Origin of the sequence: Rhodococcus sp. ENV425, assembly GCF_002887785.1 — a bacterium.
In the GTDB taxonomy this organism is placed as follows: Bacteria; Actinomycetota; Actinomycetes; order Mycobacteriales; family Mycobacteriaceae; genus Rhodococcus; species Rhodococcus aetherivorans.
The window spans coordinates 53,951-68,433 of the sequence record NZ_PCZU01000086.1; the positions used below are offsets into that span (position 1 = coordinate 53,951).

General features: G+C 70.8%; 12 protein-coding genes. 11 read left to right on the plus strand and 1 reads right to left on the minus strand.

Annotation, left to right across the window (positions count from 1 at the left end; all coding sequences use genetic code 11):
- Positions 1-317: 317 nt before the first annotated feature.
- The 10 genes from kdpF (at position 318) to CQZ88_RS29795 (ending at position 13,149) form a co-directional block, all read left to right on the plus strand.
- Positions 318-416 carry a K(+)-transporting ATPase subunit F gene (kdpF, locus tag CQZ88_RS06545; RefSeq protein WP_065923246.1) on the plus strand — a complete coding sequence of 33 codons (99 nt, stop codon included), beginning with the start codon at positions 318-320 and terminating at the stop codon, positions 414-416.
- Positions 417-423: 7 nt separating this feature from the next.
- Complete coding sequence (gene kdpA, locus CQZ88_RS06550) at positions 424-2,124, plus strand: potassium-transporting ATPase subunit KdpA (RefSeq protein ID WP_029546839.1); 1,701 nt, start codon at positions 424-426, stop codon at positions 2,122-2,124.
- A 94-nt stretch (positions 2,125-2,218) separates the two neighbouring features.
- On the plus strand, positions 2,219-4,309 hold the full coding sequence (gene kdpB, locus CQZ88_RS06555) for a potassium-transporting ATPase subunit KdpB (RefSeq protein ID WP_006942130.1): 2,091 nt from the start codon (positions 2,219-2,221) through the stop codon (positions 4,307-4,309).
- Between the two features lie 5 nt (positions 4,310-4,314).
- Positions 4,315-4,974: a potassium-transporting ATPase subunit C gene (locus tag CQZ88_RS06560; RefSeq protein ID WP_065923247.1), complete on the plus strand. Its 660-nt coding sequence runs from the start codon at positions 4,315-4,317 to the stop codon at positions 4,972-4,974.
- A 7-nt stretch (positions 4,975-4,981) separates the two neighbouring features.
- Positions 4,982-7,528, plus strand: a complete 2,547-nt coding sequence (locus CQZ88_RS06565) for a sensor histidine kinase KdpD (RefSeq protein ID WP_102799438.1) — start codon at positions 4,982-4,984, stop codon at positions 7,526-7,528.
- Complete coding sequence (locus CQZ88_RS06570) at positions 7,525-8,205, plus strand: response regulator (RefSeq protein WP_006942141.1); 681 nt, start codon at positions 7,525-7,527, stop codon at positions 8,203-8,205. Before CQZ88_RS06565 ends, CQZ88_RS06570 begins: the two co-directional genes overlap by 4 nt.
- 124 nt (positions 8,206-8,329) lie before the next feature.
- Positions 8,330-11,629, plus strand: a complete 3,300-nt coding sequence (gene lysX / locus CQZ88_RS06575; protein ID WP_006942143.1) for a bifunctional lysylphosphatidylglycerol synthetase/lysine--tRNA ligase LysX — start codon at positions 8,330-8,332, stop codon at positions 11,627-11,629.
- 68 nt (positions 11,630-11,697) lie between these two features.
- Entirely contained in the window at positions 11,698-12,297 is a 600-nt protein-coding gene (locus tag CQZ88_RS06580; RefSeq protein WP_006942144.1) for a histidine phosphatase family protein, read from the plus strand.
- A gap of 203 nt (positions 12,298-12,500) precedes the next feature.
- Positions 12,501-12,845, plus strand: coding sequence for a YtxH domain-containing protein (locus CQZ88_RS06585; RefSeq protein WP_029546834.1), 345 nt, complete (start codon positions 12,501-12,503; stop codon positions 12,843-12,845).
- 148 nt (positions 12,846-12,993) lie between these two features.
- Entirely contained in the window at positions 12,994-13,149 is a 156-nt protein-coding gene (locus CQZ88_RS29795; RefSeq protein WP_168578837.1) for a hypothetical protein, read from the plus strand.
- A 19-nt stretch (positions 13,150-13,168) separates the two neighbouring features.
- Here CQZ88_RS29795 and CQZ88_RS06590 read toward each other — a convergent pair whose 3' ends face one another.
- Positions 13,169-13,462 carry a putative quinol monooxygenase gene (locus CQZ88_RS06590; protein WP_102799439.1) on the minus strand — a complete coding sequence of 98 codons (294 nt, stop codon included), beginning with the start codon at positions 13,460-13,462 and terminating at the stop codon, positions 13,169-13,171.
- Between the two features lie 62 nt (positions 13,463-13,524).
- Here CQZ88_RS06590 and CQZ88_RS06595 point away from each other — a divergent pair, with 62 nt between their 5' ends.
- Entirely contained in the window at positions 13,525-14,439 is a 915-nt protein-coding gene (locus tag CQZ88_RS06595; protein ID WP_006942155.1) for an SDR family NAD(P)-dependent oxidoreductase, read from the plus strand.
- Positions 14,440-14,483 lie beyond the last annotated feature (44 nt).

The window sequence follows — 14,483 nt, forward strand, 5'->3', positions numbered from 1 at the left end:
CGTGGCGCTGCGGTGATGCCGGCGGCCCCGAGCCGTTCCGGCGTCGGGGCCCGCGGGCGCTGCGCCGCAGGGACGCCGGACCCGGGGTGTAAAGAATTCGTCAGGACATCGGCCGCGGGCGTCAAGATTCCGTATGGATCGCGGTCCACGGACGGGCGCGGTGCGACAGTGTGGTGCGGGGCGCCGATCGGCGCCTGATTCGTGTCTACGACAAGGGAAGACGACATGGCCGACACCGCGTACGTGGTGCTGATCCTGGCAGGGTTCCTGGTATGCGCTCTGGTCCTGCGCGCGCTGCATGTGCGAGGTGAGAGCCGATGACCTGGGCAGGGGTGGCGAGCGTCGCGCTCGTCGTGCTCACGACGGCACTGGTGGTGTACCTGCTGATCGCGCTGCTCGATCCGGAGAGGTTCTGACGATCCGATGACTCCAGCTGTTGCCGCGGGACTGCAGATCGGCCTGGTCGTTGCAGTCCTGGCGTTGGCCTACGTTCCACTCGGCGACTACATGGCGAGGGTGTACACGACCGACACCGACCTGAGGTGGAAGGACCTGCGGATCGAGTCCCTGATGTACCGGCTGTGCCGGATCGATCCGCGCGCAGAACAGACCTGGTACGGATACGCCGCGAGTGTGCTCGGTTTCTCGCTCGCGAGCGTGCTCTTGCTGTACACGGTGCAGCGACTGCAGGGTGTCCTGCCGCTCGGCCGGGACCTGGGTGGAGTGAGTCCGGCGGTGGCATTCAACACCGCGGTCTCGTTCGTCACCAACACCAACTGGCAGTCCTACGTGCCCGAGACGACGATGAGCCCACTCACCCAGTCCGCCGGCCTCGCGGTGCAGAACTTCGTCTCGGCGGCGGTCGGCATGGCGGTCGCGATCGCCCTGATCCGCGGCCTGGTGCGCGTCGGGCGCGGCGGCGAGATCGGCAACTTCTGGGTGGACCTGACCCGCGGCACCCTGCGGATTCTCTTGCCGCTGGCGTTCGTGATCGCGTTGATTCTGTTGTCCCAGGGCGTGATCCAGTCGTACCGCAGCGGCTTCTCCGCCACCGGACTGGACGGCAACGCGGTCACCACCGCGCTGGCGCCGGTCGCCTCACAGGAGGCGATCAAGGAACTGGGCACCAACGGCGGCGGCATCCTCGCCGCGAACTCGGCCCACCCGTTCGAGAACCCCACCCCCGTCACCAATATCGTCGAGATCCTCGCGATCCTGCTGATCCCGGTGACGCTGACGCGCACGTTCGGCACGATGATCGGCAACCGACGGCAGGGCCTGACCGTCCTCGGCGTGATGGCGTTGCTCTACGGCACCGTCCTGGCGGTGGCGCTGGCCGCCGAATCCGGCACGCGGGGCGTGGCGGCGAACGCCGCCGGCGCGATGATGGAGGGCAAGGAAGTCCGGTTCGGGATCCCCGGTTCGGTGCTGTTCGCGGTGTCGACCACCGGCACGAGCACCGGTGCGGTGAACTCGGCGCACGACAGCATGTCCCCGCTCGGCGGTGGGGCCGTCCTGCTGAACATCCTGCTCGGCGAGATCGCGCCGGGCGGAGTCGGCACCGGCCTGTACAGCATGCTGGTGCTCGCGGTGATCGCCGTGTTCGTCGGGGGCCTGCTCGTGGGGCGCACGCCCGAGTTCCTCGGCAAGAAGCTGCGCAGGCGCGAGATCACCCTTGCCGCGCTGGCGGTGCTGGTGATGCCGGCGCTGGTGCTGACCGGCACCGCGATCACCGTGATCCTGTCCACCACCACCGGGTATCTCGGCAACTCCGGGGATCCGGGCACTCCGGGCGCGATCCACGGGTTCACCGAGGTGCTCTACGCCTATGCCTCGGCGTCGAACAACAACGGCAGCGCCTTCGGCGGGCTGACCGTGACCAGCGACTGGTTCCAGTCCTCGCTGGGCATGTGCATGCTGCTCGGGCGGTTCCTGCCGATCGTGTTCGTCCTGGCCCTGGCCGGATCGCTGGCCGCCCAGCGTCGCACCCCGGCCGGTGCGGGCACGCTGCCCACCACCGGTGCGGCCTTCGCCGGGCTGCTCACCGGAACGGCCGTCCTCGTTGCGGCTCTCACCTTCTTCCCGGCCCTCGCTCTGGGCCCCGTCGCGGAGGCACTGCATTGACCCTCGTCTCCCCCTCGGCGCCTCACACGCACCTGCGGCGCCGCGACCACGGCTCGTCCTCCCGCCCCGCGGCGGAGATCACGGAGATACTTCGGTGACCATCGACCTTCATTCCCACCGGGAGACCATCGCCTCCCACCCGCACCGTGTCGGCGGGGGCGTGTTCAGCCCCCGTCAGCTGGCAGCGGCCCTGCCGGGAGCGATCCGCAAGCTCGATCCCCGGCATGTGGCGCGGAATCCGGTGATGTTCGTCGTGCTGGTCGGATCGGCGGTCGCCACCGTCGCGGCGATGGTCGAACCCACGCTGTTCGCGTGGTCGATCGCGGCGTGGCTGTGGTTCACCGTGCTGTTCGCCAACCTCGCCGAGTCGGTCGCCGAGGGGCGCGGCAAGGCGCAGGCGGCGAGCCTGCGAAAGGTCAAGCAGGACACGACAGCCCGTCGCCTCACCGGTCCGGCCGCCGAGGAATCCGTATCGGCCACCGAGCTGCGCGTGGGCGATCTCGTCGTGGTGGAGACCGGTCAGACGATCCCCGGTGACGGCGACGTGATCGAGGGCATCGCCACGGTCGACGAGTCGGCGATCACCGGAGAATCGGCGCCGGTGATCCGCGAGTCGGGTGGCGACCGATGCGCCGTCACCGGCGGCACCACCGTGCTCTCCGACCGCATCGTCGTGCGGATCACCGCACCACCCGGGCAGACCTTCGTGGACCGGATGATCGCTCTCGTCGAAGGGGCCGCCCGGCAGAAGACCCCCAACGAGATCGCCCTGAACATCCTTCTCGCGGCGTTGACGATCGTGTTCCTGCTCGCGGTCGTCGCGATCGGTCCGATGAGTGCGTACGCCGGCGCCGAGCAGGGACCGGTCGAGCTGATCGCGCTGCTGGTGTGCCTGATTCCCACCACGATCGGTGCCCTGCTCTCCGCGATCGGCATCGCCGGGATGGACCGGCTGGTGCAGCGCAATGTGCTGGCCATGTCCGGTCGTGCCGTCGAGGCGGCCGGGGACATCGACACCCTGCTGTTGGACAAGACCGGCACCATCACCTACGGCAACCGGCGCGCCACCGCACTGCACCCCGCCCCCGGCGTCACGGATCTCGAAATGGCTTCTGCGGCAAGACTGTCGAGCCTGTCCGACGGAACCCCCGAGGGGCGCAGCATCGTCGAGTTGTGCGCCGAGCGGTTCCACCTCGATCCGAGCCCGTCGGGCGCCGAGCGCTCCGCCGAGTTCGTCGCATTCACCGCGCACACCCGGATGAGCGGCCTCGACACCGCCGGAGACGCCGGCATCCCGGTCCGCATCCGGAAGGGCGCCGCCGACGCGGTGACCCGCTGGGTGGCCGAGCAGGGCGGACGGATCCCCGAGGCGGTGAGCACCGTCGTCGACGACATCGCCCGCGGCGGCGGAACACCGCTCGTGGTGGCCCGATCCGACGATCGCGGCGCATCGGTGGTCGGCGTCGTCGAGCTGTCCGATGTCGTCAAGCCCGGCATGGCACAGCGATTCGCCCAGCTGCGGGCGATGGGCATCCGCACGGTGATGATCACCGGGGACAACCCCCTCACCGCGAAGGCGATCGCAGCCGAGGCGGGGGTCGACGACTTCCTGGCCGAGGCGACCCCCGAGGACAAGCTGGCGCTGATCCGCTCGGAACAGCAGGGCGGACGGCTGGTCGCGATGACAGGTGACGGTACCAACGACGCGCCCGCCCTCGCCCAGGCCGACGTGGGGGTGGCGATGAACACCGGCACCTCCGCGGCCAAGGAGGCGGGGAACATGGTCGACCTCGACTCCGATCCGACGAAGCTGATCGAGGTGGTCGAGATCGGCAAGCAGCTGCTCATCACACGCGGGGCACTGACCACCTTCTCGCTGGCGAACGATCTCGCGAAGTACTTCGCGATCCTGCCCGCGTTGTTCAGCGGGATCTACCCACAACTGGCGGGGCTGAACATCATGGGACTGGCCACCCCGCAGAGCGCGATCCTGTCGGCGGTGATCTTCAATGCCCTCGTGATCGTGGCGCTGATACCGCTGGCCCTGAAGGGTGTGCGGTACCGGCCGGCGAACGCGTCGTCGCTGCTGGGGCGGAATCTGCTCGTCTACGGCCTCGGCGGGGTGATCACCCCGTTCGTCGGGATCTGGCTGATCGACCTCGTGGTGCGTCTGGGAATCGGGTGACACTGATGGGATTCGGTAACTTCTTCGCAGGGTTGATGCGGCAGGCGCGAGCCGGCCTGCTGATGCTGGTCGCACTGACCGTGATCGTCGGAGTGGCCTATCCGGCGGCGGTGTGGGCGGTGGGACGGCTCGGTTCGGCGAGCGCCGAGGGCTCGCCACTGACCGACACGAACGGTTGCGTCGTCGGCAGCCGGCTGATCGGCGTCGACCCGCAGGTCGCGCCCGGCGAGCCCGATCCGTTCTTCCACACTCGGGTCGTCGGCTCGGTCGCCGACGCAGACGCCTTCGCGCCGGGCGACCCGGCCGCCGCGCTGCCGTCCAACCAGGGCCCGAGCAGCGAGGTCCTGGCCGCCTTCGTCGACGAACGGCGTGCCGTGATCGCCACGCGCGAGCAGGTGCCGCCGCAGGAGATTCCGGTCGATGCGGTCACCGGGTCCGGCTCCGGCGTCGATCCCCACATCTCCCCGGCCTACGCCGCGGTGCAGGTACCGCGGGTGGCGCGGGTCACCGGCATCCCCGAGCAGCGGGTCCGGGAGCTGGTCGCCGCGCACACCGAGGGCCGGCAACTCGGGTTCCTCGGCGCCGAACGAGTGAACGTGCCCGAGCTGAACGTGGCGCTGGGACTGACCGCACCCGACTGCGACGGGGTCCCCTCGGGTGGATGATGGCGTCGTGACCGGTACTGCACGCACCGCCGCCCCCGAGGCGTCGCGCCGGGGGCGGCTGCGGATCTACCTCGGTGCCGCCCCCGGCGCGGGCAAGACGTTCGCCATGCTGGGCGAGGCCCATCGGCGGATCGCCCGGGGCGGTGACGTGGTGGTGGCGATCGTGAACACGCACGGTCGTGCCCGCACCGCCGAACAACTGGCCGGCCTGGAGACCGTCCCGCCCCGACGGATCGGCTACCGGGACGCGGTGTTCGAGGAACTGGACCTCGATGCCGTGCTGGCCCGCCGGCCGGCCGTCGCCCTGGTCGACGAGCTCGCCCACACCAACGTTCCCGGCAGCCGCCACGCGAAACGGTGGCAGGACGTCGAGGAACTGCTCGACGCGGGAATCGACGTGCTGTCGACGGTGAACATTCAGCATCTCGAGTCCCTCAACGACGTGGTCGAACAGATCACCGGCGTGGTGCAGCGCGAGACCGTCCCCGACGACGTCGTGCGCCGCGCCGACCAGGTGGAGCTGGTGGACATCACCCCGCAGGCCCTGCAGCGGCGCCTGGCGCACGGGAACGTGTATGCGCCCGAGAAGGTCGATGCCGCGCTGCGCAACTACTTTCGGGAGGGCAACCTGACCGCCCTGCGCGAGATCGCCCTGCTCTGGCTCGCCGACCAGGTCGACCTCGCGCTCGCCAAGTACCGCGGCGAACACGCCATCACCGACACCTGGGAGGCCCGCGAGCGGGTCGTCGTCGCCGTCACCGGTGGGCCCGAATCGGAGACGTTGGTGCGCCGGGCCAGCCGCATCGCCGCCAAGGCGAGTGCGGAACTGATGGTCGTGCACGTCGTCCGCGGCGACGGGCTCACCGGCGTCTCGGCGCCGCAGATGGGGAAGGTCCGGACTCTGGCGGCGAGCCTGGGGGCAAGCCTGCACAGCGTCGTCGGCGACGACGTGCCCACCACGCTGCTCGACTTCGCGCGGGAGGTGAACGCCACCCAGCTGGTGCTCGGCACGTCCCGGCGCCCGCGGTGGGCACGCATCCTCGACGAGGGCATCGGGGCGGCGGTCGTCCGCGACTCCGGCAAGATCGACGTGCACATGGTGACCCACGAGCACACCGCCCGTGGGCCGAGGATGGCGTTGCTGGGCCGCCACGAGCGGCGACTGCAGTCCTGGATCGCGGCGTTCGTCATCCCCGTCGTCGCCACCGGCGTGATGGCGCTGATCGACCACTTCACGGGCTTCGAGGGCCAGCACACGCTGTATTTCGTCGTCGTGCTCGCCGTCGCGCTGTTCGGCGGAATCGGTCCGGCCATCGTCGCGGCCCTGCTGTCGGCCCTGCTGTTGAACTTCTTCTTCACCGAGCCGCGCTACAGCTTCACCATCGCCGAGCCGGCCAATTTCGTCACCACCGTGGTGCTGCTCGTCGTCGCCGTGGCGGTCGCCGCACTGGTCGATGCCGCCGCGGCCCGGGCCCGCGAGTCCCGGCTCGCGTCCCAGGAGGCCGAACTGCTCGCGCTGTTCGCCGGCGCGGTCCTGCGGGGTGCGGACCTGCCCCGGCTGCTCGAGAAGGTCCGGGAAACCTACGCCCAGCACGGCGTCAGCCTCGTCCGCACCGACCGGGAGCCGGCACAGGTCCTGGGGACGGCCGGGTCGGCGCCACCGACGTCGATGCAGGCCGCCGACACCGTCTGCGAGGTCGACGACAGCGCGTACGCCCTCCTGCTCGGTGGTCCGCAGCTGCGCGCCCGCGACCGCCGGATCCTCACCGCGGTGGCCGGACAGGCCGCCGGACTGGTCCGGCAGCAGGAACTCGCCGCCGAGGCCGCCCAGGCGTCGGCCCTGGCCGAGACCGACCGCCTGCGGCGGCTGTTGCTGTCGGCGGTGAGCCACGACCTGCGCACCCCGCTCGCTGCCGTCAAGGCCGCGGTGTCGAGCCTGCGCAGCACCGATGTCGCCTTCTCCCCCGAGGACACCGCGGAGCTGCTCGCGACCATCGAGGAATCCACCGACCAGCTCACCGGCCTGGTGTCGAACCTGCTCGACTCCTCCCGGCTCGCGGCCGGGGTGATCACGCCCGTCCTGCAGCCGGTCTACCTCGACGAGGTGGTGCACCGGGCCATGGTCACGCTTTCGAGCGGCGGTTCGGACACCGCCCGCAACGTTCGCGAACGCATCGAGGTCGACGTCGACGACACCGTGGTCGCTGCGGACAGCGGGCTGCTCGAACGGGTCCTGGCCAATCTTCTCGACAATGCCCTGCGCTACGCACCCACCGGTCCGATCCGCGTCGGCGCCGGCACCTCCGGTGACCGCACCACCGTCACCGTCGCGGACTGCGGTCCCGGACTCGCACCCGGCGACACCGGCAACGTCTTCGCCGCCTTTCCCCGCGCCGGGGACCATCGCAGCAGCCGCGGGGCGGGGCTCGGGTTGACCGTCGCCCGCGGATTCGCCGAAGCGATGGGCGGGACCGTCACCGCCACCGAGACACCCGGTGGCGGGACCACCATGGTGGTCGAGCTCGCCGCCGCGCCGGCCAGGGTGCCGCGATGACCCGCATCCTCGTCGTCGACGACGAACCACAGATCCTGCGTGCGTTGCGCATCAACCTCGCCGCACGCGGGTACGAGGTGATCACCGCCGGCGACGGACGCTCCGCCCTCCGTGCCGCCGCCCAGCAGCATCCCGATGTGATCGTCCTCGACCTGGGCCTTCCCGACCTCGACGGGATCGAAGTGCTCGCCGGGCTGCGCGGCTGGTGCACGGCCCCCGTCATCGTCCTCTCGGCACGCACCGACGCCCTCGACAAGGTGGCCGCCCTCGATACCGGAGCCGACGACTACGTCACGAAGCCGTTCGGGATGGAGGAGTTCCTCGCCCGCATCCGCGCCGCGGTCCGCCGGGCCGGCACCACCTCGGACACGACCGAACCGACGATCGACGCCGACGACTTCACCGTCGACCTCGTCGCGAAGAAGGTCACCCGCGACGGTGCACCGGTGCACCTGACCCCCACCGAGTGGGGGATGCTCGAGATGCTGGTGCGCAACCGTGGCAAGCTCGTCGGCCAACGGGAACTGCTCGAAGAGGTGTGGGGGCCGTCCTACACGACCCAGACCCATTACCTGCGGGTGTATCTCACGCAGCTGCGCCGCAAACTCGAACCCGATCCTGCGCACCCTCGCCACCTGCTCACCGAACCGGGAATGGGATACCGCTTCGAACCGTGAAGCCACTCGCGCGGGACGAAGCGGGGCGGTCCGAGCAGCGCCGCCGGACGTCCGGCACGACGGATTCGTAACCAAATCCCGGTTCCGAGCAGCACGACGTCCCGGGCGGCGCTACCGTCGACGCATGTCAGCGGACGTTGCTGCGGCACCTGCGGCGCACCCCCACCTGCCTGCCCGGCCCGGCGGCCGCCTGAACTCGGTCCCGCACGTGGTGGGCCTGACCCTCGGGATCTTCGCCGTCGCGGTGGCGCTGTGGTCGATCTCCCCCACCCTGCGCTACTTCGTCCATACGCCACGGGAATACGTGGACACGTACCTGTTCGACGCGCCCGACACCAGCCTGTCGTACGCGCTGGTGCTCGGCCTGCTCGCGGCGGCACTGGCGAGCCGCAAGCGGATCGCGTGGTGGATCCTCACGGTGTACCTGGCCGGATTCGCGATCTACAACGGGTTCGTGGCGGTGTCGGACCGCAGCATCGACGCGGCGATCGGTCTGGTGCTGCAGGTCGCGGCGGTCGGGCTCCTGCTCGCGGCGTATCCGGAGTTCTACACGCGGGTTCGTCGCGGGGCGGTGTGGAAATCGCTGGGCGTCCTCGTCGCCGGGCTCGCCGTCGGCACCCTGATCGGGTGGGGGCTCGTGGAACTGTTCCCCGGCACCCTGCCGTCCGACGAGCGGTTGCTGTGGGCGGTCAACCGGGTGACCGCCCTGTCCCTGCTCGACAACGACCAGTTCAGCGGGCGCCCACACGGATTCGTCAACACCCTGCTCGGCCTGCTGGGGGCGCTGGCGCTGATCGCGGCGGTGATCGTGCTGTTCCGGTCGCAGCGGGCGACCAACGCACTGACCGGGAGCGACGAATCCGCGATCCGGGGCCTGCTCGAGCGTGGCGGCGACGATTCGCTGGGCTACTTCGCGACCCGCCGCGACAAGGCGGTCGTCTTCGCGCCCAGCGGTAAGGCCGCGGTGACCTACCGCGTGGAGGTCGGGGTGTGCCTCGCCAGCGGTGACCCCGTCGGCAATCCGGAGGCGTGGCCGCACGCGATCGACGAGTGGCTCGCGCTCGCTCGGGGTTACGGCTGGGCGCCGGCCGTGATGGGTGCGAGCGAGGCCGGCGCCACCGCCTACCGCCGGGCCGGTCTGTCGGTACTGCAACTCGGCGACGAGGCCATCCTCCACACCGCCGGATTCTCGCTCTCCGGCCGGGAGATGCGGCCCGTGCGCCAGGCCGTCTCGCGTGCCCACAAGCAGGGGGTGACGGTGCGCATCCGCCGGCATCGGGACGTCCCCGAGGCGGAGATGACACTGGCGATGCGGTGCGCGGACGAATGGCGGGACACCGAGACCGAGCGCGGATTCTCGATGGCCCTCGGGCGTCTCGGCGACCCGCTCGACGGGAACTGCCTGCTCGTGGAGGCGATGTCCCACGACGAGGTGGTGGCGATCCTGTCGCTGGTGCCGTGGGGGGCCGACGGCGTGTCGCTCGATCTGATGCGCCGGAACCCGCAGGCGCCCAACGGTGTCGTGGAGATGATGGTGTCGGAGCTCGCCGCCCACGGCGGCGAGTTCGGGATCACGCGGATCTCGTTGAACTTCGCGGTGTTCCGCTCGGTGTTCGAGGAGGGCGCACGGATCGGCGCCGGTCCGGTGCTGCGGCTGTGGCGTTCGGTGCTCGTGTTCTTCTCCCGCTGGTGGCAGCTCGAGGCGCTGTACCGGTCGAACGTGAAGTACCAGCCCGAGTGGGCGCCGCGGTTCCTGTGCTTCGCGGACAACAGGGTGCTGCCCCGGGTCGGGATCGCGTCGGCGATCGCCGAAGGCTTCCTCACGCTGCCCAGCTTCGGCCGGGAACGAAGCGCCCGCCGCCACACCGGGACGCAGACGTCCGCTCCCCCGGCGCTCGTCGAGTCCGGAACCCTGCACGACGACGGTGCCGCCCCCGACGTCGAGCCGACGCCGGAGTCGCGCACCGGTCCCCGGCGGCCGGAGCAGGTGCGGGTGCGGATGACGAAGCTCGAGCGGCTCGTGGAGTCGGGCGTGGACCCGTACCCGGTGGCGAACCCCCCGTCGCACACCGCCGCGACGGCCGTCGCCGCACCCGAGGGCACCGCGGTGCGGATCGCCGGCCGCATCCTGCGGCTCCGGGACTTCGGCGGCGTGCTGTTCGCGGTGCTGCGGGACTGGTCGGGCGATGTGCAGATCCTCGTCGACCGCGGCCGCGTCGGCGGCCGCCGCTTCGTGTTCGACCTCGGCGATCTCGTCGAGGTGAGCGGGGTGACGGGCCGCAGCCGCAGCGGCGAGCTCTCGGTGCTCGCGGAGGACTGGCGGCTGGACGGCAAGTGCCTGCACCCGCTGCCCGACAAGTGGCGGGGCCTGACCGATCCCGAGGCGCGGGTACGCCAACGGTACGTGGACCTCGCGATCAACCGCACCGCGCGCCGGCTGCTCACGGCCCGCAGCGCGGTGGTGCGGTCGCTGCGCGAGCAGCTGCAGGCCCGCGGCTACCTCGAGGTGGAGACACCGATCCTGCAGCCCGTGCACGGCGGCGCCAACGCCGCACCGTTCACCACCCACATCAACGCCTACGACCTGGACCTGTACCTGCGGATCGCACCCGAGCTGTACCTCAAGCGCCTGTGCGTGGCGGGTATGGAACGGGTCTTCGAGATCGGCCGGGTGTTCCGCAACGAGGGCGCGGATTTCAAGCACAACCCGGAGTTCACGATCCTCGAGGCCTACGAGGCACACGCGAACTACGAGGTCATGCGGGTGCTGGCGCGCGAGTTGATCCAGGCCGCGGCCGTCGCGGCCCACGGACGCGAGGTGATCGTCCGGCCCGGCCCCGACGGGCGGCCCGTCGAGATCGACATCTCCGGCGAGTGGCCGGTGAAGACGTTCCACGGGGCGGTCTCGGAGGCACTCGGCACCGAGATCGACGCGCAGACCCCCGTCGAGGAGTTGCGCCGGCTGTGCGACGAGCACGAGATCCCGTACAACCCCGAGTGGGACGCCGGCGCGACGGCGCAGGAGATGTACGAGCATCTCGTCGAATCCCGCACCGAGTTCCCCACCTTCTACACCGACTTCCCCACATCGGTCTCCCCGCTCACGCGCCCGCACCCGACGAAATCGCTCGTCGCCGCCAAATGGGACCTCGTCGCGTGGGGTATCGAGCTGGGGACGGCCTACAGCGAGCTGACCGACCCGATCGATCAGCGTGCCCGGCTCACCGAGCAGTCGCTGCTCGCCGCGGGCGGCGACGAGGAGGCCATGGAGCTCGACGAGGACTTCCTGCAGGCACTCGAGCACGCCATGCCGCCCACGGGCGGCCTCGGCATGGGCGTGGACCGGATCGTCATGCTGGTCACCGGCGGCAGCATCCGCGAGTCCCTCGCATTCCCCCTCGCCAAGCCGCGCGCTCGACGCTGAGGCCCCGGTTTCACGTGAAACACCGGGTCGACCGAGCGCGCGTTCGGTCGCCGTGGGATCGTGGTGACGTGCAGCTTCTCCTTATTCGCCACGCCCTACCCGAGCTCGCGCGGGTCAGCGAGGGACGCGCCGACCCGTCGCTGACCGACGAGGGCCACGCACAGGCCGCGCGGCTGCCCACCGCGCTTGAGCCCTACCGCATCGCGCGGCTGTTCAGCAGTCCGCAGCGCCGCGCCCTCGAGACCGCGGCGCCGCTCGCCGAGATCCGGGGACTACCGATCACGCAGCTCGAGGGCCTGGCGGAGTACGACTACCACCTCGACCACTACATCCCGTTCCACGTCGCGCAGGAACTCGCGCCGGATGCCGTGGCGCGCATCCGCGCCGGTCAGCTGCCCGATTTCGTGGATGCGGAGGAATTCCGCACCCGCGTTCTCGCCGCCACGCAGCACATCGTCGACACCTGCGACCACGGGGACACCGTCGCCGTGTTCGCCCACGGGGGCGTCATCAACGTTCTGCTCCAGGATCTGCTCGGGCTCGACCGGCCGCTGATGTTCCCCATCGAGTACACGTCGGTGACCCGCATCCTCGTCTCCCGTAACGGCGCCCGGCGGGCCGCATCGGTCAACGAGACCGGGCATGTGCGCGACATGCTCCGCGTCTGAATCCGGACGGATGCCGGTAGTTCGTCGCGACCGGTGTGAAGCGGACCGGATCCGGGTATCGGTACGGGGTGGGCGGAGCCGCGACGACGCGGGCTCCGCGAGGGCGCAGCCGACCGGGCGGTGAGTATCCGTCGGGGGCGACCGCTGGCCGGCGTCGACGATGCCGGGCCTCACGACCGAGATTCGACGAGCAGGAGATTGCCATGATGAGAGTTCTGACCTTCGCCGCCGGCGCCGCCGTGGGCTTCGTGCTGGGCACCAGAGCCGGGCGCGACACCTACGAGAAGATGCGGGATCAGTCCGCGCAACTGTGGAACAAGCCTGCCGTGCAGCAAAAGGTCACCGAAGCGAGGGCGACCGTGCAGGAGAAGGCACCGCAGGTGCAGGAGAAGGCCGGCGACCTGGCGAAGAAGGCCGCGGAGAAGGCCCACCTCCCGGGTGGCGGCAACACGGCGCCCGGCGCCGCCGGGGGTGGGCCCGCCGTCACTTCCCCCGCCGCGGGCGCGCCGATCGTCCCGCCTGCTCCGGAGGGCAAGCACTCGCTGTAGGACCCCGGCCGCGAACCGGCCCGGTGCCGCATCGGCCGCGTTCCGGTGCGGCACCGGCAGGCGTACTCGCGTGCCGAACGGGTACACCGAACGCATACGGGCCGGGGCCCGAACGGCCCGGCCCGACACGATTGCCACAGGAGGCGACATGACCAGACCCGACGGCGACGGTGACCCGGCAACCGCCGACACCGACAGCGGAACCCCGGGCGCCGACGACGACGTCCTGTCCGACCCCGCCGAGTGGTCCGGGGAAGGCGGCGCCACCGAGGAGGGCCCGTCCACCGACGTCGAGAACGGGTGAGTTCGGACCGGTCGAGCCGCTACGCCACGACCGTGAGCGGATGGATCACCGGGGCGGCCGCGAGCTGCTCCCCCACGGTCGCCAAGGCGGACGTGATGTGCCGGGAGGTCATGTGCGCATCGAACGCCTCCTGACCCGTCCAGACCTCGACCGTGACGAACGTGCCGGGCGCCGAGGCGGATTCGAACAATTCGTACGAGACGCAGCCGTTTTCGTCGCGACTCGCGGCCGCCAGCGCCACCAGCACGCCGCGCACCGCATCCTCCGACCCGGGCTTCGCCGGAATGGTCGCCACCACGCGCAGTTCCGTCATCTCTCGACGGTACCGCGCGCGCTTGCCGTGCACGAGCGGCCCGGGCGAGGAAGATGTAACCCATGGGATCGCGGATCGCGGAGATGCGCCGATGGCGCGCAGGGACAGTGGTACATCAGCGCCTGCACGACCTGACCGGGACGCTCGCCGTGGTCACCGGGGCGGGCAGCGGCATCGGCCGTGCGACGGCCCGGGCCTTCTCCGACGTGGGGGCGATCGTCGTGGTCGCCGACCGCAACCTCGACACCGCCCGCGAGACCGCCGAGATGCTCAACACGCCCGACCCCCAGGCCGGCGGCTCCCGAGCGGTGTACGGCGGTGGCGCGCACGCGTACGAACTCGACGTCGCCGACGAGGAGCAGGTGCGGCGGTTCGCCGCGACGGTCCGCTCCCAGCACGGCGTGCCGGACGTGCTCGTCAACAACGCCGGCATCGCCGTGATCGGCACCTTCACCGGCACACCGCAGGAGACGTTCGAGCACGTCATGGACGTCAACTTCTGGGGTGTGGTGTACGGGTGCCGGGCGTTCGGGGACCAGATGCTCGAGCGCGGCACCGGCGGGCACATCGTGAACGTCGCGTCGGCGGCCGCGTTCACCCCACAGAAAAGCCTCGTCGCCTACTCGACGAGCAAGGCCGCGGTACTGATGTTCACGGACTGCCTGCGGGCGGAACTGATGGGCCACGGGATCGGCGTGAGCGCGATCTGTCCGGGGCTGGTGGGCACCAACCTGGTTCCCAGCGCCGAGATGGTGGGACTCGGCGTCCGGGAGCAGCGCAAGCTCCGCGAGCGGGTCACGGCGCTGTATCGCACCCGAAGCTACCCACCGCAGAAGGTCGGTGAGGCGATCGTCGCCGCGGTGCGGCACAACCGAGCCCTGGTCACCGTGATGCCGGAAGCGAAGGCCCGGCAGTGGATCAGCCGGCTCGCCCCGCCGGCGATGCGATTCGGCGCACGCTTCGAGCCGGACCGATGAGCGCCGTGCGGGGCTGCACCGGCCGGCGCAGCCCCGCACGGCGT

What these genes read in the sequence shown, in the direction of transcription:
- kdpF (WP_065923246.1), top strand. Translation starts at nt 318, where the DNA reads ATGACCTGGGCAGGGGTGGCGAGCGTCGCGCTCGTCGTGCTCACGACG.
- kdpA (WP_029546839.1), top strand. Translation starts at nt 424, where the DNA reads ATGACTCCAGCTGTTGCCGCGGGACTGCAGATCGGCCTGGTCGTTGCA.
- CQZ88_RS06560 (WP_065923247.1), top strand. Translation starts at nt 4,315, where the DNA reads ATGGGATTCGGTAACTTCTTCGCAGGGTTGATGCGGCAGGCGCGAGCC.
- CQZ88_RS06570 (WP_006942141.1), top strand. Translation starts at nt 7,525, where the DNA reads ATGACCCGCATCCTCGTCGTCGACGACGAACCACAGATCCTGCGTGCG.
- lysX (WP_006942143.1), top strand. Translation starts at nt 8,330, where the DNA reads ATGTCAGCGGACGTTGCTGCGGCACCTGCGGCGCACCCCCACCTGCCT.
- CQZ88_RS06585 (WP_029546834.1), top strand. Translation starts at nt 12,501, where the DNA reads ATGATGAGAGTTCTGACCTTCGCCGCCGGCGCCGCCGTGGGCTTCGTG.
- CQZ88_RS29795 (WP_168578837.1), top strand. Translation starts at nt 12,994, where the DNA reads ATGACCAGACCCGACGGCGACGGTGACCCGGCAACCGCCGACACCGAC.
- CQZ88_RS06590 (WP_102799439.1), bottom strand. Translation starts at nt 13,462, where the DNA reads ATGACGGAACTGCGCGTGGTGGCGACCATTCCGGCGAAGCCCGGGTCG.
- CQZ88_RS06595 (WP_006942155.1), top strand. Translation starts at nt 13,525, where the DNA reads ATGGGATCGCGGATCGCGGAGATGCGCCGATGGCGCGCAGGGACAGTG.